At 60.4% G+C, this 22,284-nt stretch carries 19 protein-coding genes and 1 riboswitch; of the genes, 6 read left to right on the top strand and 13 right to left on the bottom strand.

Translation table 11 applies throughout. From position 1 onward, the window contains the following. Positions 1–17: 17 nt before the first annotated feature. The 5 genes from N434_RS10915 (at position 18) to N434_RS10895 (ending at position 3,961) form a co-directional block, all read left to right on the top strand. Complete coding sequence (locus N434_RS10915; protein WP_110757977.1) at positions 18–1,211, top strand: YcaO-like family protein; 1,194 nt, start codon at positions 18–20, stop codon at positions 1,209–1,211. Then, positions 1,208–1,921: a TfuA-like protein gene (locus N434_RS10910; protein ID WP_110757724.1), complete on the top strand. Its 714-nt coding sequence runs from the start codon at positions 1,208–1,210 to the stop codon at positions 1,919–1,921. The genes N434_RS10915 and N434_RS10910 overlap by 4 nt, the downstream gene beginning before the upstream one ends. Continuing rightward, positions 1,918–3,072 carry a hypothetical protein gene (locus N434_RS10905; protein ID WP_110757722.1) on the top strand — a complete coding sequence of 385 codons (1,155 nt, stop codon included), beginning with the start codon at positions 1,918–1,920 and terminating at the stop codon, positions 3,070–3,072. Before N434_RS10910 ends, N434_RS10905 begins: the two co-directional genes overlap by 4 nt. A 123-nt stretch (positions 3,073–3,195) precedes the next feature. Then, positions 3,196–3,633, top strand: a complete 438-nt coding sequence (locus N434_RS10900; RefSeq protein WP_065118010.1) for a helix-turn-helix domain-containing protein — start codon at positions 3,196–3,198, stop codon at positions 3,631–3,633. 94 nt (positions 3,634–3,727) lie between these two features. Next, positions 3,728–3,961, top strand: a complete 234-nt coding sequence (locus N434_RS10895; protein WP_181423943.1) for a hypothetical protein — start codon at positions 3,728–3,730, stop codon at positions 3,959–3,961. Positions 3,962–4,144: 183 nt separating this feature from the next. Here the strand turns inward: N434_RS10895 and metE are convergent, their stop codons facing one another. From metE to xylF, 4 genes are all read right to left on the bottom strand, one after another. Further along, a complete protein-coding gene (gene metE, locus N434_RS10890) occupies positions 4,145–6,493 on the bottom strand; it encodes a 5-methyltetrahydropteroyltriglutamate--homocysteine S-methyltransferase (RefSeq protein WP_110757718.1) in 2,349 nt (782 codons plus the stop codon). A 100-nt stretch (positions 6,494–6,593) separates the two neighbouring features. Further along, a riboswitch (cobalamin riboswitch) is annotated at positions 6,594–6,805 on the bottom strand. Positions 6,806–6,866: 61 nt separating this feature from the next. Beyond that, positions 6,867–7,649, bottom strand: coding sequence for an ATP-binding cassette domain-containing protein (locus N434_RS10885; protein ID WP_065118008.1), 783 nt, complete (start codon positions 7,647–7,649; stop codon positions 6,867–6,869). 18 nt (positions 7,650–7,667) lie between these two features. Then, the gene (locus tag N434_RS10880) at positions 7,668–8,972 is read right to left on the bottom strand and encodes a sugar ABC transporter permease (RefSeq protein WP_474207804.1); all 1,305 of its coding nucleotides are present in this window, start codon (positions 8,970–8,972) and stop codon (positions 7,668–7,670) included. Between the two features lie 190 nt (positions 8,973–9,162). Further along, the gene (gene xylF / locus N434_RS10875) at positions 9,163–10,203 is read right to left on the bottom strand and encodes a D-xylose ABC transporter substrate-binding protein (RefSeq protein ID WP_065118006.1); all 1,041 of its coding nucleotides are present in this window, start codon (positions 10,201–10,203) and stop codon (positions 9,163–9,165) included. Between the two features lie 244 nt (positions 10,204–10,447). Here xylF and N434_RS10870 point away from each other — a divergent pair, with 244 nt between their 5' ends. After that, entirely contained in the window at positions 10,448–11,680 is a 1,233-nt protein-coding gene (locus N434_RS10870) for an ROK family transcriptional regulator (RefSeq protein WP_181423942.1), read from the top strand. A gap of 19 nt (positions 11,681–11,699) precedes the next feature. Here the strand turns inward: N434_RS10870 and N434_RS10865 are convergent, their stop codons facing one another. The 9 genes from N434_RS10865 to N434_RS10825 form a co-directional block, all read right to left on the bottom strand. Further along, positions 11,700–13,238: a glycerol-3-phosphate dehydrogenase gene (locus N434_RS10865; protein ID WP_110757713.1), complete on the bottom strand. Its 1,539-nt coding sequence runs from the start codon at positions 13,236–13,238 to the stop codon at positions 11,700–11,702. Between the two features lie 268 nt (positions 13,239–13,506). Then, positions 13,507–13,923: a methylmalonyl-CoA epimerase gene (gene mce / locus N434_RS10860; protein ID WP_110757711.1), complete on the bottom strand. Its 417-nt coding sequence runs from the start codon at positions 13,921–13,923 to the stop codon at positions 13,507–13,509. Between the two features lie 13 nt (positions 13,924–13,936). Continuing rightward, complete coding sequence (scpA, locus tag N434_RS10855) at positions 13,937–16,078, bottom strand: methylmalonyl-CoA mutase (protein ID WP_110757709.1); 2,142 nt, start codon at positions 16,076–16,078, stop codon at positions 13,937–13,939. A gap of 133 nt (positions 16,079–16,211) precedes the next feature. Beyond that, entirely contained in the window at positions 16,212–18,215 is a 2,004-nt protein-coding gene (locus N434_RS10850; RefSeq protein ID WP_110757708.1) for an acetyl-CoA carboxylase biotin carboxylase subunit, read from the bottom strand. A gap of 4 nt (positions 18,216–18,219) precedes the next feature. Next, positions 18,220–18,621, bottom strand: a complete 402-nt coding sequence (locus N434_RS10845; RefSeq protein ID WP_181423941.1) for a hypothetical protein — start codon at positions 18,619–18,621, stop codon at positions 18,220–18,222. A 35-nt stretch (positions 18,622–18,656) separates the two neighbouring features. Then, positions 18,657–19,217, bottom strand: coding sequence for an RNA 2'-phosphotransferase (locus N434_RS10840; protein ID WP_110757704.1), 561 nt, complete (start codon positions 19,215–19,217; stop codon positions 18,657–18,659). Between the two features lie 35 nt (positions 19,218–19,252). Then, the gene (locus N434_RS10835) at positions 19,253–19,630 is read right to left on the bottom strand and encodes a hypothetical protein (protein WP_003520841.1); all 378 of its coding nucleotides are present in this window, start codon (positions 19,628–19,630) and stop codon (positions 19,253–19,255) included. A gap of 103 nt (positions 19,631–19,733) precedes the next feature. After that, positions 19,734–20,630 (bottom strand): glutathione-dependent disulfide-bond oxidoreductase, encoded by an 897-nt coding sequence (yghU, locus tag N434_RS10830; RefSeq protein WP_110757702.1) that lies wholly within the window; start codon positions 20,628–20,630, stop codon positions 19,734–19,736. Positions 20,631–20,732: 102 nt separating this feature from the next. After that, positions 20,733–22,265 (bottom strand): acyl-CoA carboxylase subunit beta, encoded by a 1,533-nt coding sequence (locus N434_RS10825; RefSeq protein ID WP_110757700.1) that lies wholly within the window; start codon positions 22,263–22,265, stop codon positions 20,733–20,735. Positions 22,266–22,284: the final 19 nt, after the last annotated feature.

Raw genomic sequence — 22,284 nt, 5'->3', positions numbered from 1 at the left:
CCGCTGGCGGTGCTCCCATATCAACGACAGCGGCCCCAGGACATGCAGACGCTTCGTTCTTCGATCCCGAACTGCTGCGGCGGTTCGGGATTACCCGTGTCGGCGATGTGACCGGTCTCGACATTATCGGCATACCCGTCTGGTTTGCGGTGCGCCCCAATTCACGCGGGCTTTCGGTTTCGCAGGGCAAGGGACTTGTCGCGGAACAGGCCCGGATCTCGGCGATCATGGAAGCGATCGAAGGCGCGGTCGCCGAAGATACCCGCAAACATCTCTCCACCTTTGGCTCCCTTGAGAACCTGCGGGAAAAAGGCATTCCCCTCGTCCCGTTCGAGACCATCGGCCGTGTCGATCCCGACCGGCTCGATGTGCGGCGCGAGCGTGCCTGGGTGAAAGGAATATCCGTTCGCCAGCAGCGCGACGTATTCGCGCCCTACGAACTTGTCGGCATGGATTTCCGCACGGATTTCCCCTGGGACAGGCACGCCTTCCTGATGAGTTCGCAAGGTCTCGCGGCGGGGTTTGACCATGACCATGCGGTTTTCCACGCCCTGCTCGAACTCATCGAAAACGACGCCTGTTTTCTCGTCGACACCTTCGAAACCCGAACGATCGTGCCGGAGCCGGTCGCGTTTCCGGCCGGTGTCGATGCGTCCTTTGACAGCCTTGTCCAACGGCTTTCGGACATCGATCTGACGCCGTCCTTCTTCGACATGACGAATGCACTTGGCGTGCCGGTGGTGATCGCAAGCCTTCCCCGCTCCGTCAACGCGCAGGACGGGCCCGCAACCCGCAGTGCGGCGGGTGCTGCCTGCCGGCCCGGAACCTATGACGCCGCCGTTGCGGCGCTGCTCGAAGCGATCCAGTCGCGGCTGACGGATATCAGCGGCGCCAGGGACGATCTCTCTCCGCTGCGTTACCAGCGGGAGATGTTGACCGCGCCCGCGTCCGGCCGGCAACCGGTGGAACGGACCCCGGTGCGGCTTGATCTTGCACAGGACGATCAAACTCTGCCGCCCTGGCGCCTGCTTGCACAACGCCTTTTCGACGCGGGGATCGACGATATTCATGTCTTTACGCTGGAAACGGGTGTTGCGGGCCTCCATGTCGTGCGGGTTCTGGCAAGCGGCCTCACCCCGACCAGCGGTGGCCTGCAGAATATTTCGCCACGAACGCTCGATCATTTCCTCAGTGCCGGAGGCCTTCGATGACGACCGTGGTTTTTGCAGGTCCTTCCATCCATGGCATCGCAGGCGAAGAAATCCCGCAGGTCGATCTGCGCGGGCCGGCTGCCTGCGGCGATATTTTCGATGCGGTGCAGCAGGGTGCCCGAACGATCGGCCTGATTGACGGCCTTTATGGCGATTGCGCCGCCGTCTGGCACAAGGAAATCCTGCATGCCCTGTCATCCGGCGTCACCATTCTCGGCGCCGCCAGCATGGGCGCCCTGAGGGCCGCGGAATGCGCCGCCTTCGGCATGATCGGTATCGGCGACATCTTCGAGTCCTATCGCGACGGGCAGCGTTTTTCCGATGCGGATGTGGCGGTGAGCCATGCGCCGGCTGAACTCGGTTATCGCCCGCTGACGATCGCACTGGTCGATGCCGAAGCCACGCTGCAGGCATGCCACGATAAAGTCACGCCGGAAGAACACGGCACCCTGCTGCGCGCCGCCCGACAGCTGCATTTCACCCGCAGAACATGGCGCACCATCGCCGCCGAAGCACGGCTTGGCTTGGAATTCGCGAATATGCTGGCGAAAGAGGCGGTTTCCTTAAAAAGAAACGACGCAGCCAGACTGCTGGCGATGCTCGATACGGGAGACCGGCCGAGCCCGCCACCGACATCGTGGAAATTCCAGAACACCGTGTTTTTTCAGCAATTGGCAGCGCGGCAAATGGCGGGAAAAAATACGCCGTGACGGCTGCCCGGTTCCCGTCCCTCGTTCCCGATTGTGGCGGACTGATCCACACAATCGCATTCGCGCTCCCGACAGCTTTTTTTACAGATGGCAGCGACAGAGAAGACGTTTCACCGCTCATTCCCCTCGGAAACCTGCTTTCGGCCCTGCCCCGCGAGATAATAGCCGTCATCGTCATCGACCGGGCCTGCATTCCATCCGCGCGGCACTGGCTTGGCGGGCTTGCGATCACCTGCGTCACTGAGCTGCTTGCCCTCGATGCAAACGGCAACATCGCGCATCCCTGGATACAGGATGTGTTCCATGTCCGGGCCGGGAGCGATGGCGCGACGACTGAACTGGTTTCAGCGAGGGGAAACCCCTGTGCCGACGCACTCGCCAATCGTTTCGGGCTCGCGACCGCCGCTGCTGACATCCTTCTGGATGGCGGCAACCAGCTGGTCGGTCTGGATTTTCGACTGGTGGGCCACTCAAGCCTGCAGGGCGGCGGGACCGGTGGTCGCCCCGCCGGGCATTTGCAACAGCGACAAAGGATACAGGCTCTCGATGGCAGGACGCTATACAGTTTCGGATACCGTCCGGAAGATCTGGGTGCCTCTGCCGCCCCGGCCGGCCTTTCCCCTGTAAAATCACCCCCTTCGACCATGCCCGGCGGGAAAATGCACCAATGTGGTTTCCATGTTGACCAGTTCGTTTCCGTCACCGGTCTCAGGCGGGACGACCGACCGCTGCTTCTGGTCGCCGACCCCATGACGCATGGGGGATGCAGCGCCCGTGCAGTCAGCGATCTCAAACAAAAACTCGATGCTTCCGTGCTTTCGCTCATCCGGCAAGGGTTCGCGATAGCGCGAAATCCCATTCCCGTTTCACCGGCCATCGACAGCAACAAATGCATTCCGCGACTTTACAACAATGTCATTCTTGAAAATGTCGCACGACCGGGTCAAATACAGCCATTCGTCTGGCTGCCCCATTTCGGCGACAGGGAGACGCTTGAATGGTTCGATGAAGAGAACCGGAAAATCTGGAAAGGGCTCGGTTTTGATTCCATTGGCGTGGCGGGATGGAGCCATCTTGCAAGCCGCAACGGGGCGTTGCGTTGCGCTACAAAGGTTATGCGCCGGGCTCCGGCGAGTGTCCCGCCACTGTAAAAACCGCGTTATCTTGTCAACAAAGGTTCATATTACCCGTGGAAATTGTGTTGAATGTCTACCTTCAACAATATTAATTGATAATTATCCGATTTAAGACCCTCACCCATGGAGGAATTTATTATGCAGCCCAAACTTCCCAGCCCGATCGACGTGCATGTGGGAACCCAGATCAGAATGCGACGCAAATCCCTCGGCATGAGCCAGAGCGCTCTGGCCGGCCGGCTCGGCATTACCTTTCAGCAGGTCCAGAAGTACGAAAAAGGCGCCAATCGCGTTGGTGCATCGCGTCTGCAGGCCATCGCATCGGTTCTCGGTGTCGACGTCAGCTCGCTTTTCGCCAATGCCACGCCCGATGTCGGAAACGACAATCCGGCCATCGGCTCGATAAACGCCATGCAGTCCTTTGTCGCTTCGAATGAAGGATTTTCGCTCAATCAGGCCTTTTCGCGAATCAAGAGCGCAAGCGTTCGCCGCAGCATCGTCGCCCTCGTGACGTCGCTCGCCGCAACCGAAACGGCGGAAAACACATCCGCGCCGGAAAAGAAAAACGACGAGTAACGCAGGTGTGACGCTCGCGTGACGCTCGATATGGTCGAAAATGAATAACGCGGCATCAGCGCGTTTTCATACTGTCGATTGTCGAGAGGGAAGCATGGTGGCGTCTACCACAGTAATACTTGAACAGGACAATGCAGACGAGATTCTGGCGCTTGGAAGGATGGTTTCCTATCTTTGCCAGCGCTCGAAATCCATGGAACTGGGCATGTCGACCTATTTCCTGGAAATGGCGCTGTTGTCGCTGGCCCAGGATATCAATCAGCACGGCCTGCCGCCCGCAGCCGTAGAGTTGAATGCCGGTGCTTTCGCCCAGGCCGATCTGCATTGAGCAATTTCATGTCCACAGCCGCATCGATGCGCGAGACAGGGTGTACCCGCACGGTCCTCCAGCCGGGGCCATCCAAGGTTAATCGGCGCATCCTGCGTCTGCGGATATTCGCATAGCCCCTCCCAAGGGATTTCATCGCAAATGATGATCGAGGCCCGGTCTTTCGCCGGGCCTCGTCCATTATCAGGATACCGTTCGCCGAAGTTCCACGGCGGCCGCAACCATGTTGACGAGCGCCGGCCTGACCTCCTCCCATTTACGGGTTTTCAGGCCGCAATCGGGATTGATCCAGAGTTGCCGGTCGTCAAGCCGTTGCCGCGCCAGCACCAGAAGATCGACCATCTCGCCCACGGCCGGCACGCGTGGCGAATGGATGTCGTAAACGCCGGGGCCGATCTGGTTCGGATATTTGTAGGTCCGGAAGGCATCCAGCAGTTCCATCTTCGAGCGTGACGTCTCGATGGAGATCACGTCGGCGTCCATCGCCGCGATCGCGTCGATGATCTGGTTGAATTCGGAATAGCACATATGGGTGTGCACCTGCGTCCGGTCGTCCACGCCGCTCGAGCAAATGCGGAAGCACTCCACGGCCCAGCCAAGATAATCCTGCCAGTCCCGGTGGCGCAGCGGTAAACCTTCACGAAGAGCTGCCTCGTCGATCTGGATCATCTGCGCACCGGCAGCCTCGAGATCATTGACCTCATCGCGAATGGCGAGCGCGATCTGGCGGCACGTCAGGCTTCTTGCGATATCATCGCGGACGAACGACCAGTTGAGGATCGTCACCGGGCCGGTCAACATGCCCTTGACGGGCTTATCAGTGAGTGACTGCGAATATTCCCACCAGCGAACCGTCATGGGTTTCGGCCGCGCCACATCACCAAAGATGATCGGCGGGCGGACGTAACGCGAGCCGTAACTCTGCACCCATGCATGCCGGGTGAAGGCGAAGCCGGAAAGCTGTTCACCGAAATATTGCACCATGTCGTTGCGTTCAAACTCACCGTGGACGAGAACATCAAGGCCGATTTCCTCCTGCCAGCGAATGGTCGCTTCGGTTTCCTTCTGCAGGAAACCTTCGTATTGCGCATCGGTCAGCGCCCCCTTCGAATGTGCGGAGCGGGCCTTGCGCACCTCTGGCGTCTGCGGGAAGGAACCGATGGTCGTCGTCGGGAAAAGCGGCAGCGCAATGGCCTGTGACTGCACCTTCTGGCGCTCGGCAAATGGGCTCACCCGTTTCCTGTCGGCCTCGCCAATCGTTGCGATACGCTTTTGCACGGTGGCATCCGTCACCTTTGGTGAGGATGCGCGTGCGGCAACCGCTTTCGAGGCAGCCTCCAGTTCCGCCGCAACAGTGGCCTTGCCCTCACCTAGAGCCTTGCCAAGTGTGGCAAGCTCATCGAGCTTCTGGGTGGCGAAGGAAAGCCAGCTTTTCAGATCGGCGTCGAGGCCGGTTTCCAGTTCGAGATCGACCGGAACATGCAGCAGCGAGCAGGAAGGCGCGATTTGAAACGCTTCCAGACCCCGCGCGGCAATGGCCACCTCCAGCCGCGTGACGATTGCGGCAAGATCGGCACGCCAGATGTTGCGACCATCAATAACGCCGAGGGAGAGGACCCGGCCGGCGGGCAACGCCTTCAACACCGCCTCGAATGCGCCGGGTGCTCGCACCAGATCCACATGAAGGCCCGCAACCGGCAGCACCGTGACAGCTTCGAGATTGTCCTCGAGCCCACCGAAATAGGTGGCGAGCAGGATTTTCAGGTCCGGCGCGGCTTTCGACAGGGCCTGATAGGCGACGGCAAGCGCATGGCGCTCACCTTCGGAAAGATCCAGCACCGCAACCGGTTCGTCAATCTGCACCCAGTCGGCACCGGCGGCCTGCAGGCGGCGCAGCAATTCTGCATAAACCGGCAGCAGCTTCGCCAGCAGATCGAGCGGCTTGAACGCGGCCTCCCGCGCCTTGGCGAGCTTCAGGAAGGTGACCGGTCCGAGGATAACGGGACGAGTGTGAATACCAAGCGCCTTCGCCTCAAGGAAATGCTCGACGGGCTTTTGCGAGGTGAGCACGAAATGCTGATCCCCGGAAACCTCCGGCACCATGTAATGATAATTCGTATCGAACCACTTGGTCATTTCCAGCGCCGGAACGCCCCGACCGTGACGGGTATTTTGCCCGTGAGCATGGCCGCAATCCGCATGGGCCTCGCTCTGGCTGCCGCGCGCCATGGCGAAATAGGTCGACAGGGAGACATCTCCACCCGTCCATTCGTAAACCGAGGGAATGGCACCCACCATCACGGCCGTATCAAGAACATGGTCGTAGAGGGAGAAATCATTGGAGGGGATATGGGTAATCCCCTTTTGCTGCTGAAGCGCCCAGTTTTCGGCGCGCAGCCGGGCAGCGGTTTCGAGCAGTTCCGTCTCGGAAATCTTGCCGGACCAGAAGCCTTCAAGCGCGAACTTCAGTTCGCGATGGCGTCCGATCCTCGGAAAACCGAGCGATGCGACTGGAATGGTCTTGTCTGGCATTGTCATACCCCATTTGGTTGTGGGGGCATGGGTAAAGCGGACGCGTGCAGGCCCGGCCTGTGCCGGACCATTGCAGCAACCACCGGGACACCCCGCCCGTGGACGTTATTTTGTCCTGGCAGGTCTCCTGGCTTACGGGTCGTCGCCTTTGCCCGTCTTCCCGGGGTTTATCCCAGTGACATGTTGGACAAAGGCTCGCCGCTTACAGTTGCGGGGGCAGCTCCGGTCTTGCCGATCGTCGGCGCACCGTATTCCCTCTTAGCTCCGGGATCGAACAAACAAGCCCGGAGAACCATGACACCCGCATTTCTCACCACGGGCGCCACAATGTCAATAGACATAAAGAAATCTTTATATCTTTATTTCTCTGAATTCAGGATACGACCGCACCGGGGCCTGGCACAGCACCCGCCGGCACCTTGCCCAGAATGATCATGCCAAGCACCTCGTCCTTGGTGACATCCTGCGTGCGGGCATGGCCCACCACCTTGCCGTTCTTCATCACGAAGACCCTGTCGGCCAGATCGAAAACGTCGTGAATATCGTGGCTGATGAGGAAGATGCCGATGCCCTGCCGCTTCAGCTCCTTGACCAGATCGCCCACCTGCGCCGTTTCCTGCGGCCCGAGTGCGGCGGTCGGCTCGTCCATGATGAGGATGCGGGCATCGAACAGAATGGCGCGGGCAATGGCGACGGATTGCCGCTGGCCGCCGGACAGTGCCTTCACCGGTTCCTTGAACCGCCGGAAATTCGGGTTGAGACGCCCCATCACCTCGCGGGCGGAAGCCTCCATGGCGACATCGTCAAGCGTGCCCCATTTCGTCTTCAGCTCGCGGCCGAGATAAAGATTGGCGGCCGCATCGACATTATCGGCCACGGCAAGCGTCTGGTAGATGGTCTCGATACCGTATTTCTTGGCGTCGCGGGGATTGCGGATATCGGCATCCTCGCCATTGATGAGGATATCGCCGCCATCGCGCCGGTAAGCGCCGGAAAGAATCTTGATAAGGGTCGATTTACCCGCGCCGTTGTGGCCGAGAAGGGCGACCACCTCACCGGGGAAAAGATCGACAGAGGCGTTTTCCACCGCATGGATGCCGCCGAAGGAAATGGAAATATTGCGCATTTCCACGAGGGGCGTGACTTGGTCGGTCATAGGAGTTCTCCTCGGTTCTTACTTGGCGCGGGCGCGGTAGATGGTGTCGAGCCAGACGGCGACGACCAGGACCACACCGACGACGATGCGCTGGAAGGGCGTATCGATGCCCACCAGCACCATGCCGGATTGCAGCGATTGCATGACGAGCGCGCCGAGCATCGCGCCCGCTATGGTGCCGACACCGCCGGCAAGCGAGGTGCCGCCGATGACGGCCGCCGCGATGGTATAAAGCTCGTCCAGTTCGCCCTGGGCATTGGTGGCCGCGTTGAGGCGGGCGGTGGAGATGGCTGCGGCGATGGCGCACAGAACGCCCATCAGCGTGAAGATCTTTACCGTCACCCAGCGGGTCTTGATGCCGGCGAGTTCGGCTGCTTCCGGATTGCCGCCGATGGCGAAGACATAACGCCCGAAACGCAGCCGTGTGGCGATAAAGGTCATGACCGCACCGACGGCAAGCGCCATCAGCACCGGAATGGCGATGCCGTGCGAAATGAACAGACCGCCTTCAGGCCAGGCGATACCATTGGCATCGGCATAGTTGCGGGCGATGTTGACCGGCCATGGGTAGCTGTTGACCACGGTTACGAAGCCGATGACGACGAGGCAGCCGAGCGCCACCAGAAAATATTCCGCCCAGACGGGCCGCAATGGAAAGCCGAAGCGGCGGCGCTGGTGGCGGGAATTGAGGATGGCCGCCACAATGGCGATGCAGGCGACGACGGCCGCGATCCAGCTCCATGTCGCACCGATCGAACCGCTGGTGCCGCCGCCCATCAGGCGGAAGGTGGAATCCATCGGCGCCACGGTGCGGCCGCTGGTGATGAACCACGTGCCGCCGCGCCAGACCAGCAGGCCACCAAGCGTGACGATGAAGGACGGCACGTTGAGGAAGGCGACGATGGAGCCCTGCAACATGCCGATCGCGCCGCCAACGAGAATGCCGGTGAGAAGCGTGACGATCCATGTGGCCCAATGTTCGAAACCGAGTATCTGCGGCAGGATTTCCGCCTGCATGACACCCATGATCATGCCGGAAAAACCGAGGATCGACCCAACCGACAGATCGATATTGCGGGTAACGATAACAAGCACCATGCCGGTTGCCATGACAGCGACGGAGGCGGTCTGCACCGAGAGGTTCCAGAGGTTTCGCGGCGTCAGGAACAGGCCGCCGGACAGGATATGAAATCCGATCCAGATCAGAAGAAGCGCGCCGACCATGCCGAGCAGTCTGGTATCCAGCTCGGTTGCGCTGATGAAGCGCGTTATCGAGCCTGTCTTTTCCGTCTTTTGCGACGCTGTGGAATTGGATTGGGTCATATCGGCCATGTACTGCCGGTGCTCCTCACATCTTGGAGCGCTTTCGCTTTTCCCTGAATCGCGAAAACGCTCCAACGCTTTGTTCTGGCACATTTCCGGACGGAAAACCGGGGCCTACTTTTCCTGGAAATGCTCTAAAAGGCGCCGCGCCATGAACCATGGCGCAGCGCCCGAACCGCGGCCTATTCGATCAATCGCAGGCTTTGACGGTTCCGGCCTTCACACCCTGGCAGGCCGTTTCCTTCTTGATCCAGCCGGCGTCGATGACGACGTTCAGATTGTCCCTGGTGATGGCGATCGGCTTGAGGAAGACCGATTGCATCGCCACTTTCTTCGGACCGCCATCAAAGGTAGTCACGCCCTTGATTTCCGTCATCTTCTTGCCGCCGGCCAGTTCCAGCGCGATGCCGGCTGCTTCCTTGCCGAGTTCGCGGCTGTCCTTCCAGACAGACACCGTCTGTGTGCCGAGTGCTACGCGGTTGAGCGCGGCGAAGTCGGCATCCTGACCGGAAACGGGAACCGAACCGGCCATGCCCTGCGCGGCAAGAGCGGCGATTGCACCGCCGGCCGTGCCGTCATTCGAGGCGACGACCGCATCGACCTTGTTATTATTCTTGGTCAGGAACTGTTCCATGTTCTTCTGGGCATTTTCCGGCTTCCAGCCATCGGTATAGGCTTCGCCGACATTTTTGATCTTGCCGCCGTCAATGGCCGCCTTCAGCACTTCCTGCTGACCGGCGAACAGGAAGTCCGCATTCGGATCGGAAGAAGAGCCCTTGATGAAGACGTAATTGCCTTCGGGCTTCACCTTGAAGACTTCGGCAGCCTGCAGACGTCCGACTTCCTTGTTGTCGAAGGTGATGTAGAAGGCGTTCTGGTTTTCGATCAGACGGTCGTAACCAACGACCGGAATGCCCTCGGCAACGGCCTTTTCAACAGCCGGACCGATCGCGTCGCTATCCTGCGCCAGAATGATCAGCGCGTTGGCGCCCTGCGAGATCAGCGATTCCACGTCGGTCAGCTGCTTTGCGGCGGATGATTGCGCATCGGCGGAGATGTATTTCGCACCAGCCTTGTCGAGCGCTGCCTTGATGGCTGCCTCATCCGTTTTCCAGCGCTCTTCCTGGAAGTTCGACCAGGAAACGCCGACGACGAGATCGGCCGCGATAGCCGCGGTATGCAGGGAAACGAGTACGGCTGTACCCGCCAAAAGCTTGGCAAAAGAATTCATGATGTCCTCCCGGTAAGGGCGAAGCCCCACACCTCCATGCAGGGAAAACGCCCGGAAAAAAGCTGACGGTCTCTGTGGTTTCACAATTTTCTCGACAGTCGAGAAAATTAATGTCAGAGATTCCCCATGCTGTCAACAACGGCTGCGGGCAGCATCCGGGTGCCTTGATCTTCGCTCTGGCATGCGCCATCAGAGTGGATCAGCACGACAGGAAAAAGGCCGTTCAGGGAGCATGCCCCAGCCCATGTCCGCCATTGCAAGTACGGAACTGGTGCGCCAGAAAAACAGCCTGTCGGTGATGGCGGCCCTGCGCCTGCACGGCAGCCTTTCCCATACCGACATGTCGTCTTTCACCGGGCTTGCCTCCGCAACCGTCTCCGCCATCACCACCGAGCTTGAGCGGGCCGGGCTCATTCTGCGGAAAGAGCAGCTCGCCACCGCCGGCCGTGGCCGGCCACGCATTCTCTTCGGCCCGCGCGGCGCTTTCTGCCATGTCGCCATAGTCATCATCTCTTCCGACAGCGTGCAATATTCGCTGGTCGATTATGCCGGCAAGCTGGTGGACCGCTTCACCGAACAGAGGATCACGGCTGAAAAAGGCACATTCGGCGGCGCGATCCTCGCCGGTCTCGCAAGGCTTGCCGATCGCTCGCGCATCGACCGGCACGATATTCTCCAGGTTTCGATCAGCAGCAAGGGGCTAGTGGATGCGGCAGCTGCAACGCTTGTCTGGTCGCCGGTTCTCGGTGACGAGAGGATCGATTTCCAGCGGCTGGTTTCCGGGGACGGCCGCATTCGCGTGACGCTGAACAACGAGACGCTGCTAGCCGCAAAAGCCATCTGGATGCGGGAGCAGGCACGGGAAAACCCGGCGCCGGAGGCCCTCGTCACCCTGTCGCTCGGCCACAGTATCGGCCTTGGCATCGCCCGCGCCACGGGCGGCGCAATCGAGGTCAGCGCCCCCAATTTCGGCCATATGCTGCATCTGGCAGACGGCGCGCTGTGCCGTTGCGGCACTAAAGGCTGCATCGAGGCCTATTCCGGGTTTTACGCGATCCTGCGTTCTGCTTTCGAAGCCCCGCCACAGGCGGAGCCGGCGAAATTCGTGCCGATCGCCGAGGTGGACAAGATCGCCGCCTCGGCCCGCACCGGCGCCCGCATGGCGAGGTTCGCCTTCCGCACCGCCGGCCTTGCGCTTGGCAACGGCCTTTCACGCCTCTTCAGCCTGCATGGCCATATGCCGGTCTTCATCACCGGCCCCGGCACACGTTATTTCGATCTTCTGGAAAGCGGCCTGCGCGACGGCCTTGCGCAATCGCAGGCGGTGCGTTTCGGCGGCATGCCGAAAATCGCCATAGCGCCCAACGAGCCGGAACTGGTGTTCGAAGGGCACATGGAACACGCGCTTTCAGCCGCAGACGACTATATCCTGAGCGCCGACGGCCCGGAGAAGCCGACAAAGAGTTCCGGGAGCTGACGGGGCAACCAGCGGATTTTCAGGCCCGCTCCGCCACGGCTTCGGCCTTTTGCCCGCCACCCATCAGCACCGCCACGAAGGCATCGAGATCAGCGGCCTCGTCCTTGTTCAGGCGCAGGCCCTGTTTCGTGCGCCGCCAGAGAATATCCTCGGCCGCGCAGGCCCATTCGTGCTCAACCAGCCAGCGCACCTCGCATTCATAAAGCGTGCCGCCGAAATGCCGGCCGAGGCCGGAGATATCGGCGGCGCTGCCCAACAGTTCCGCCGCCTTGGTGCCGTAGTTTCTGACAAGTCGCTCGGCATGGCGTCCATCAAGGAAGGGATAACGGGAAACAAGTCCCCGCACCTGCGTCTCATATCTCTCCGCGCCGAAATCGCCGCCCGGCAGGTGGGAACCCGCCGTCCACGGCTTGCCCTTTTCGCCGATCGCCGCACCGATCTTTTCCAGCGCATGTTCGGCGAGCCGCCGATAGGTGGTGAGCTTGCCGCCGAAAACATTGAGGAGTGGAGCCTCTCCCTCTTCAACCTTCAGCACATAATCGCGTGTGGCTTCCTGCGCTTTTGAAGCGCCGTCATCAAAAAGCGGTCGCACGCCGGAATAGGTCCAGACGATATCTTCCGGCCGGACCGGCTCGTTGAAATAGTCGCTTGCCGCGTTGCAGAGATAGGAAATCTCTTCCTCGGAAATGCGAACCTTGGCCGGATCACCCTTGTAATCGCGATCCGTTGTACCGATCAGCGTGAAATCCCGCTCATAGGGAATGGCGAAGATGATGCGGTTATCCGGGTTCTGGAAGAAATAGGCGCGCGGATCGGAAAACTTCTTGCGCACGATGATATGGCTGCCCTGTACGAGCCGGACATTATGAACATCCTTGCGGCCGAAGACGCCTGAGAGCACGGTATCCACCCAGGGACCGGCGGCATTCACCAGCATGCGCGCCTTGTGCGTGGCCGCCCGTCCGGTTTTTTCGTCCAGCGTCTCGATGTGCCACAACCCGCCTTCGCGCCGCGCCGAAACGACGCGTGTGCGGTTCATGATTGTCGCGCCACGATTGGCCGCGTCGCGCGCGTTGAGGACCACGAAACGGGCATCATCCACCCAGCCATCGGAATATTCGAAAGCTCTGGCAAATGTCGGCTTCAGCGGCTTGCCCGCCGGGTCCTTGCGAAGATCGAGCGTGCGGGTCGCCGGCAGAAGCTTGCGGCCGCCGAGATTGTCATAAAGAAACAGGCCGAGCCGGACCATCCAGGCCGGGCGCACGCCGCCTTTCTGGATGGGCAGAACGAAACGCATGGGCCAGATGACATGCGGCGCCATGGCCCAGAGGATTTCCCGCTCCATCAGCGCTTCGCGCACGAGGCGGAATTCGTAGTGTTCGAGATACCGCAGGCCGCCATGGATGAGCTTGGTGGCGGCGGAAGAGGTGCCCGAAGCAAAATCGCCCTTTTCCGCAAGCGCCACGGAATAGCCCCTGCCCACGGCATCGCGGGCAATGCCGCAGCCATTGATGCCGCCGCCGATGACAAAAAGATCGAAAATGTTTTCGCCGGACATGAAGCCTCCGCGACAATGCAGGGGAGAAACCCCTTATGGAAAGACAATTATATAAAAACGAAAACAAAACGAATGTCAAAAGAAAACAAACGAACCATGGAAACGCAAATGAAAGCGCCGCCGTGGGCGGTGCTTCACAACGTCATCCTCCCAGGAGCATTTTCGCTTTTCTGTGAATCGCGAAAGCGCTCCAACTCCTTGTTTGCCGCATTTCCGAACGGAAAACCGGGGTCCACTTTTCCTGGAAATGCTCTAGGAGATTTATGTTTCAGCCATATGTCTGAGAAACCTGCTCAAGCTCATAGAGCACGCCGCCCATATCCTTCGGATGCAGGAAAAGAACGGGATTGCCATGCGCGCCGATCTTCGGCTCGCCATCGCCCAGAATACGAACGCCCTTTTTGACGAGATCGTCGCGGGCCGCGACAATGTCAGGCACTTCGAAGCAGAGATGATGCGTGCCGCCGCCTGGATTTCTCTCGAGAAACGCGGCTATCGGCGAATTTTCGCCGAGCGGATAAAGAAGCTCGATCTTGGTGTTGTCAGCCTGAATGAACACAACCGTCACGCCGTGTTCGGGTAGCGATTGCGGTTCCGAGACATTTGCGCCCAACGCCCTGTAACGGGCAACGGCGGCATCGAGATCGGGCACCGCGATGGCGACGTGATTTAGTCTTCCGAACATGGCCGTCTTTCCCTCACACGTTCCGCCGGATACCTTCCAGCAGGTCGAGCACCTTGTTGGCGGCATCCATGACATTGGTGCCGGGGCCGAAGATTGCCGAGACCCCGTGGTCGAGCAGGAACTGATAATCCTGCCGCGGAATGACGCCGCCGACCACGACGATGATGTCGTCCGCGCCCTTCTGTTTCAGCGCCTCGACCAGCTGCGGCGCCAGCGTCTTGTGGCCGGCGGCGAGCGACGACATGCCGACCACATGCACCCTGTTCTGAACGGCGAGATCAGCCGCTTCCGCCGGTGTCTGGAACAGCGGACCGGCCAGCACATCGAAACCGATATCACCGAAGGCGGAGGCAATGACCTTCGCGCCGCGATCATGCCCATCCTGCCCGAGCTTGGCGACCATGATGCGCGGCCTGGTGCCGATCCTCTCAGCAACACCGGAAAGCCGGGCGGCGAGCGTGGCAAGTTCTGGCTCATCCTTGTAAGCCTCGCCGTAAATATCGCTCACCACCTCCGGCACGGCGGCATGATCGCCGAAGGCCGCACGCAGCGCATCGGAAATCTCTCCCACCGTGGCGCGGGCGCGGGCGGCGACAACGGCGGCTTCGAGAATATTGCCCTTGCCGCTGCGGGCGACTTCGGAAAGTGCTGCCAAAGCGGCGGTCACGTCCTTGCCATCGCGGCGGCGGCGTGTCTCTTCGATGCGGCGGATCTGCGCGGCGCGCACGGCGGCGTTATCGATATCGAGAACATCGATATCTTCCTCGTTTTCGAGACGGTAACGGTTGACGCCGACGATGACCTCCTCGCCCTTGTCCACCGCCGCCTGCCGGCGTGTCGCCGCCTCCTCGATCAAACGTTTCGGCAGGCCTTCGGCCACGGCTTTTGTCATGCCGCCCAGCGCCTCCACCTCCTCGATCAGCGCCCACGCCTTCTCAGCCAGCTCATCCGTCAGGCTTTCAACATAATAGGAGCCAGCCAGCGGATCGACGACCTTCGTAACGCCGGTTTCATGCTGAAGGATGAGCTGGGTATTGCGGGCGATGCGGGCGGAAAACTCCGTCGGCAGCGCAATCGCCTCATCGAAGGAATTGGTGTGCAGCGACTGCGTGCCGCCCAGCACGGCGGACATGGCCTCGAAAGCGGTGCGGACGATATTGTTATAGGGGTCCTGCTCCTGCAGCGAGACACCCGAGGTCTGGCAATGGGTGCGCAGCATCAGCGACGAGGCTTTATGCGGCTTGAACTCCTCCATGATGCGCGACCAGAGCAGGCGCGCGGCGCGAAGCTTGGCGGCCTCCATGAAGAAATTCATGCCGATGGCGAAAAAGAACGACAGGCGGCCGGCGAAGTCATCGACATTAAGCCCCTTGGCCAGTGCCGCCCGCACATATTCGCGGCCATCCGCCAGCGTGAAGGCCAGTTCCTGCACCAGCGTCGCACCCGCTTCCTGCATGTGATAGCCGGATATGGAGATGGAGTTGAATTTCGGCATCTCCTTCGCCGTATATTCGATGATGTCGGCAATGATCCGCATCGAGGGTTCCGGCGGATAGATATAGGTGTTGCGGACCATGAACTCCTTGAGGATATCGTTCTGGATGGTGCCGGAAAGGGCGGCGCGGGGCACGCCCTGCTCTTCCCCCGCAACGATGAAACTGGCAAGCACGGGAATGACCGCGCCGTTCATGGTCATCGACACCGAGACTTTTTCGAGCGGAATGCCATCGAACAGGATTTTCATGTCCTCGACGCTGTCGATCGCCACGCCGGCCTTGCCGACATCGCCCTCCACACGCGGATGATCGCTGTCATAACCGCGATGGGTGGCGAGATCGAAGGCCACGGAAACGCCCTGCTGACCGGCGGCGAGCGCCTTGCGGTAAAAGGCGTTCGAGGCTTCGGCCGTGGAAAAACCGGCATATTGGCGGATGGTCCAGGGCCGCCCGGCATACATGGTGGCGCGCGGGCCGCGCGTGAAAGGCGCAAAGCCCGGCAGGCTGTCGAGATGGGAAATCTTCTGAAGATCGTCAGCGGTATAGAGCGGCTTGACCTCGATACCTTCGGGCGTGTGCCAGACGAGCGTTTCCGGTGAACGCTTCAGCTCTTTTTCGGCAAGCTGCAGCCAATCCCGCACCGTTTTTTCACCCGACATGCATCTCTCCCCTTCTGCATTTCATTTTAGCACTGTGGCCGGTGATCGTGACGAAAATCGAACGATCCGCCCGCAGGTCCGACCCCGTAAACCGCTCCGGCCCACATGCGTTCCGGAAAAACGGCAGCGGCCGTCACTCGAATTCGAGGATGATTTCATCCACCGCGAGGCTGTCGCCCGGTTTTGCCGCCACTCTGGCGACGCGGCCGCGTTTTTCCGCACGCAGGATGTTTTCCATCTTCATGGCCTCCACCGTCGCCAACGCCTGCCCGGCCTCCACCTCATCGCCCTCACCCACCGAAATACCGGTGATGACGCCCGGCATGGGGCAGAGCAGCAGTTTCGATGTATCCGGCGGCAGTTTTTCCGGCATCAGCAGCGCCAGTTCCGCCACACGCGGGCTGCGCACATGGGCGCGAATATCCATGCCGCGCCAGCGCAGGCGGATCGCAGCACCTGCAAGATCGACCTTGGCGGCGATAACCTCACCCGCCACCGTGAACAGGCCGAGGCTCTGGCCGGGAAGCCAGCCGGTATCGACGGTGAGCGCCGCCCCGTCTTCAAAACGGACCGCCGTACCATCCGCCCCGGTTTCAACGGCGACCCTGTGGCGGGATGCGCCTGATGACACCACCCAATCCTGACCGACGATGCGGCGATGATTGCCGATGGTGCCGGAAATTTCGACCGCGCGGCTCTGCAGCCGCTGATGGATGATGGCGGCGATGGCGGAAAGCTGGCGCGCAGCGGCCTCATCCGGTTCCACGCCGGAAAACCCTTCCGGAAATTCTTCCGCGATAAAACCTGTCGTCAGGCGGCCGGCGCGGAAACGCTCGTGCCGCATGACGGCCGACAGGAAGGGCAGATTGTGGCCGATGCCCTCTACCTCGAAACGATCCAGCGCCTGCCCCATGGCATCGATGGCGGTTTCACGATCCTTGCCCAGAGCGCACAGCTTGGCGATCATCGGATCGTAATACATCGAAATCTCGCCGCCTTCGAAAACGCCGGTATCGTTGCGGATCACGGTGCCGTTTTCCTGCGCCCCCTCCTGCGGCGGGCGATATCGCGTCAGCCGGCCGATGGAGGGCAGGAAGTTGCGGTAAGGATCTTCTGCATAAAGCCGGCTTTCGATCGCCCAGCCGTTCAGCTTCACATCCGCCTGCCCAAAGGAGAGCTTTTCACCCGATGCCACACGGATCATCTGTTCGACCAGATCGATACCGGTGACGAGTTCCGTCACCGGATGCTCCACCTGCAGGCGGGTGTTCATTTCCAGAAAGTAGAAATTCCTCTCGCCATCGACGATGAATTCCACCGTGCCGGCCGAATGGTAACCGACCGCCCTCGCCAGCGCCACGGCCTGCTCGCCCATGGCTTTGCGGGTGGCTTCATCCAGAAAGGGCGACGGCGCTTCCTCGATGACTTTCTGGTTACGGCGCTGGATCGAGCATTCACGCTCACCCAGATAAAGTGTGTTGCCGTGCTTGTCACCCAGCACCTGAATTTCAATGTGGCGCGGCTGGGTGACGAATTTTTCGATGAAGATGCGGTCGTCGCCAAAGGAGGATTTCGCCTCGTTTTTCGAGGACTGGAAACCCTCGCGCGCCTCGGCATCGTTGAAGGCAATGCGCATGCCCTTGCCGCCGCCGCCGGCCGACGCCTTGATCATGACGGGATAACCGATCTGCGAGGCGATCCTCACCGCCTCATCGGCATCCTCGATGAGCCCCATATGGCCGGGAACGGTGGAAACACCCGCTTTCGCGGCGAGTTTCTTGGAGGTGATCTTGTCACCCATGGCCTTGATGGCGCCAACAGGCGGGCCGATGAAGACGACGCCCGCCTTTTCCAGCGCCTCGGCGAAGGCGGCATTTTCCGACAGGAAGCCGTAACCGGGATGGACAGCATCCGCCCCGGTCTTCTTGATGGCCTCCAGAATTTTATCGATGACGATATAAGACTGAGACGAGGGGGCCGGGCCGATATGAACGGCCTCATCCGCTTGTCTCACATGCAGCGCATTGGCATCCGCATCCGAATAGACCGCGACAGTGGCGATGCCCATCTTCTTCGCGGTCTTGATGACCCGGCAGGCAATCTCGCCGCGATTGGCGATGAGGATTTTCTTGATCATGCGGTTATTCTCCCCTCGCATCGTCATCATCGTCGCGGAATTTCTTTTCATAGGGCATCATCAGGATTGCCGAGGCGGTGGCGGCGGCGCCGAACAGGGATGCGATGGGCATGACGACCAGCAATACCGGCACGAGCGGATTTGCGGCGCGGCCGATGCGCGCGCCAATGCCACCGATATCGAGAAGGATCAGTCCCGCACCGACGCAGATGCCGATCAAAACACCGACTGCCGCATTGAGCGCCATGAATCGCAGCATCTGGCGGTGATCGTGCCGTGCAGCCTCCGGCGTCATCCTGGGTTTGAGGTTGCGGGTGCCGGGCGCTTTACGGGCGCTGCCGCTACGCCGCTGCCCTAGCCAGCGATGCAGCCAATCCATATCGATCTGAAATATGCCGACGCCCATTTTGCCTCCCTCCTCCATTCCCAAACGTCAGCCCGTCACCCATCGCTCTCCGCTGAGGAAACCTCGAACTCAGCCAGATAGGAAAAGGGCACGGCGTCCGTCAGCCAAACACCGTTATCGGCTCGGTAGAAACTGTAACCATCCGCAAACATCCGGCCGGCATCGACAATCAGGACCACGGGCTTTCCATGCCGCTGTCCGACGGCAATCGCAGTCTTCCGGTCAGCCGAAAGATGAACCTGTTGCCTTTCCCCCGGGCGCAAGCCTTCCCGCAGGATGGGTTCGAGGAAACGGGTCGCCGTACCGTGATACAATTGTGGCGGCGGCTCGACCGGCGGCTGGCCAAGATCGACCTTCACGGAATGCCCCTGCGCCGCCCGGATGCGGCGGCCGTCTTCCGACAGCGTGAAACGCTTCTTGTCGCTTTCTGCGACGACAGAAAAGAGGCCTGCCTCATCGAGCGGCGTGCCGCTCGCATTCGCCTTTGCCAACAGATCTGCGACATCCGCCCAACCCTGAGCATCAAGTGTCAGGCCGATACTTTCAGGCGCATGGCGCAGAACGTAGCTCAGAAATTTGCTGGTCGCTGTCGACATCGAATTTCATTCCCCGTTGGCGGATGACAGCACACTCAAATCTCGAAAAAATTCTCGAAGGATTCCGGGAAGTTCTGCCGCGCGACGCGCTCGTCAATCACCAGCATCGCCTGATAGGAAAGCGGATCGAAATTCTTCTCCGCCGGCACCACCTCGCGGCCGAAGAGCAGGTTGAGGCGGGCGGCGTCGAGATTGCCGCGCTCGAAAGGCTCGGCACCGAAATGGTGCCAGAGCGAGTGCAGGAAGGCGGCATCGATGCGATGCTCCTTGGTGTCGTTGCGCGCCCGGCGGGGTATCATCTTGATAGGTGTTACCCCTTTGGGGTTGGCGCGGCGGATGGTGAACTGGACGCCCGTGCTCGGCATGCCGGAGGGGAATCCCTTGTGTTTGGTCATTTCGGGCAGGTTCGCCATCTCTAGTCCTTCCAGAGCATTTCCAGTAAAAGCTGCCTTGCTTTTACGTCCGGAAATGCGTCAATTCAAATAGTTAGAGCGCTTTTGGCGCTCTAATCTTTGCTTATGCCCTGCCGATCTTATCCTGCGTCTTCGTCTCGAAGTCGGAGGCATCGTGGCGTTCATGCAATTGTTCGGACGGATCGCCCGAGGTCTTGTTGACGATCACGCCGCGCTTGACCGCCGGGCGTTCGCCGATTTCGAGCGTCCAGCGCATGACGTGTCTGTAGCCATCGGCTTCAAGGAAAGCACCGGCATCGCCATAGGCCTGACCGAGCGCGATCTTTCCATACCACGGCCAGACGGCCATGTCGGCGATGGTATATTCCGAACCCGCGAGATAGCGGTTCTCAGCCAGATGCCGGTCCAGCACGTCAAGCTGGCGTTTGACTTCCATGGCGTAACGGTCGATGGCGTATTTGATCTTCACCGGCGCATAGGCATAAAAATGGCCGAAACCGCCGCCGAGGAAGGGCGCGGAGCCCATCTGCCAGAACAGCCAGTTCAGCGCCTGCGTGCGGGCATTGCCCTCTTTCGGCAGGAAAGCGCCGAATTTTTCCGCGAGATAAACGAGGATCGAACCGCTTTCGAAAACGCGCGTCGGCTCAGGCGTCGAATGATCCATCAGCGCCGGGATCTTGGAATTCGGATTGACGCCGACAAAACCGGAACCGAACTGGTCACCTTCACCGATCTTGATCAGCCAGGCATCATAGTCTGCGCCCTTGTGGCCGGCGGCCAGCAATTCTTCCAGCATGATGGTGACCTTCTGGCCATTCGGCGTCGCCAGCGAATAAAGCTGCAGCGGGTGCTTGCCGACCGGCAGTTCCTTTTCATGGGTGGGACCGGCAATCGGGCGATTGATATTGGCGAACTGGCCGCCATTGCCCTTGTCCCAGGTCCAGACCCTGGGCACTTCATATCCAGCGGGGAAATTATCTGCGGAGGAATTTTCGGCCATAAAACTCTGTCCTTGTGCGTTTCGGGAGGACATCCGGACATCCGGGCGCCTGAACATCATTATAGTAAGGTGGCCGAAGCATTTTTCCAGCCCCGCAGCGGATCAGAGCGGAATGGTATCGTGTTTCTTCCAGCGGGTTTCGACACTCTTGTTGCGCAGCGAGGCAAACGCACGGGCGATGCGGCGGCGCGAGGAATGCGGCATGATCACCTCATCAATGAAACCGCGTTCCGCCGCCACGAACGGATTGGCGAAACGCTCCTCATATTCCTTCGTGCGCGCGGCGATCTTTTCCAGATCGGAAAGCTCGGAACGATAGAGAATTTCCGCAGCACCCTTCGCGCCCATGACGGCGATTTCCGCCGTTGGCCAGGCGTAGTTCACATCCGCGCCGATATGTTTCGAGGCCATCACGTCATAAGCGCCGCCATAGGCCTTGCGCGTAATCAGCGTCACCATCGGCACCGTGGCCTCCGAATAGGCGAAGAGAAGTTTCGCGCCGTGCTTGATGACACCGCCATATTCCTGCGCCGTACCCGGCAGGAAGCCCGGCACATCCACCAGCGTCAGCAGCGGAATATTGAAGGCATCGCAGAAGCGCACGAAACGGGCGGCCTTGCGCGAACTGTCGATATCGAGGCAGCCGGCCAGCACCATCGGCTGGTTGGCCACAACCCCCACCGTCTGGCCTTCGAGACGGATAAAGCCGGTAATGATGTTGCGGGCAAAGGCCTCCTGCAACTCAAAGAAATCGCCCTCGTCGGCCAGCGCGTGGATCAGTTCCTTCATGTCATAGGGCTTGTTGGAACTGTCGGGGATCAGCGTATCGAGCCGCGCTTCCAGCCGGGCCGGATCGTCGTGAAACGGACGTACCGGCGGCTTTTCGCGGTTGTTGAGCGGCAGGAAATCGAACAGCAGCCGCACATGTTCCAGCGTTTCGATGTCGTTTTCGTAAGCGCCGTCAGCGACAGAGGATTTTTTAGTATGGGTGGAGGCTCCGCCAAGTTCTTCGGCCGTGACGATTTCGTTCGTCACCGTCTTCACCACATCCGGCCCGGTGACGAACATGTAAGAGGTGTCGCGCACCATGAAGATGAAATCCGTCATGGCAGGCGAATAAACGGCACCGCCAGCACATGGCCCCATGATGACGGAAATCTGCGGCACGACGCCGGAGGCGACGACATTGCGCTTGAACACATCGGCATAACCGCCGAGCGAGGCCACGCCCTCCTGAATGCGCGCGCCGCCGCTGTCGTTGAGACCGATCACCGGCGCGCCGTTGCGCACCGCCATATCCATGATTTTGCAGATCTTCTGGGCGTGGGTTTCCGAGAGCGAACCGCCAAGCACGGTGAAATCCTGGGAAAACACATAGACCTGCCGGCCATTGATGGTGCCCCAGCCGGTGACGACGCCATCGCCGGCGATCTTCTGGCCCGCCATGCCGAAATCCACGGCCCGGTGGGTGACATACATGTCGTATTCTTCGAAGGAACCTTCATCCAAAAGCACGTCGATGCGCTCGCGCGCCGTCAGCTTGCCCTTGCCATGCTGCGCCTCGATGCGCTTGACGCCACCGCCGAGCCGCGCCTCAGCGCGCCGCGTTTCCAACTGCTCCAGAATGCCGGGCATGTTTCCTCCATGCGTTGTG

The sequence above is a fragment of the Rhizobium sp. UGM030330-04 genome (genome assembly GCF_003208455.1).
GTDB lineage: Bacteria > Pseudomonadota > Alphaproteobacteria > Rhizobiales > Rhizobiaceae > Agrobacterium > Agrobacterium rhizogenes_A.
Note: the sequence above shows the minus strand (reverse complement) of the source record. Positions and strands in the feature narration are given on the sequence as shown.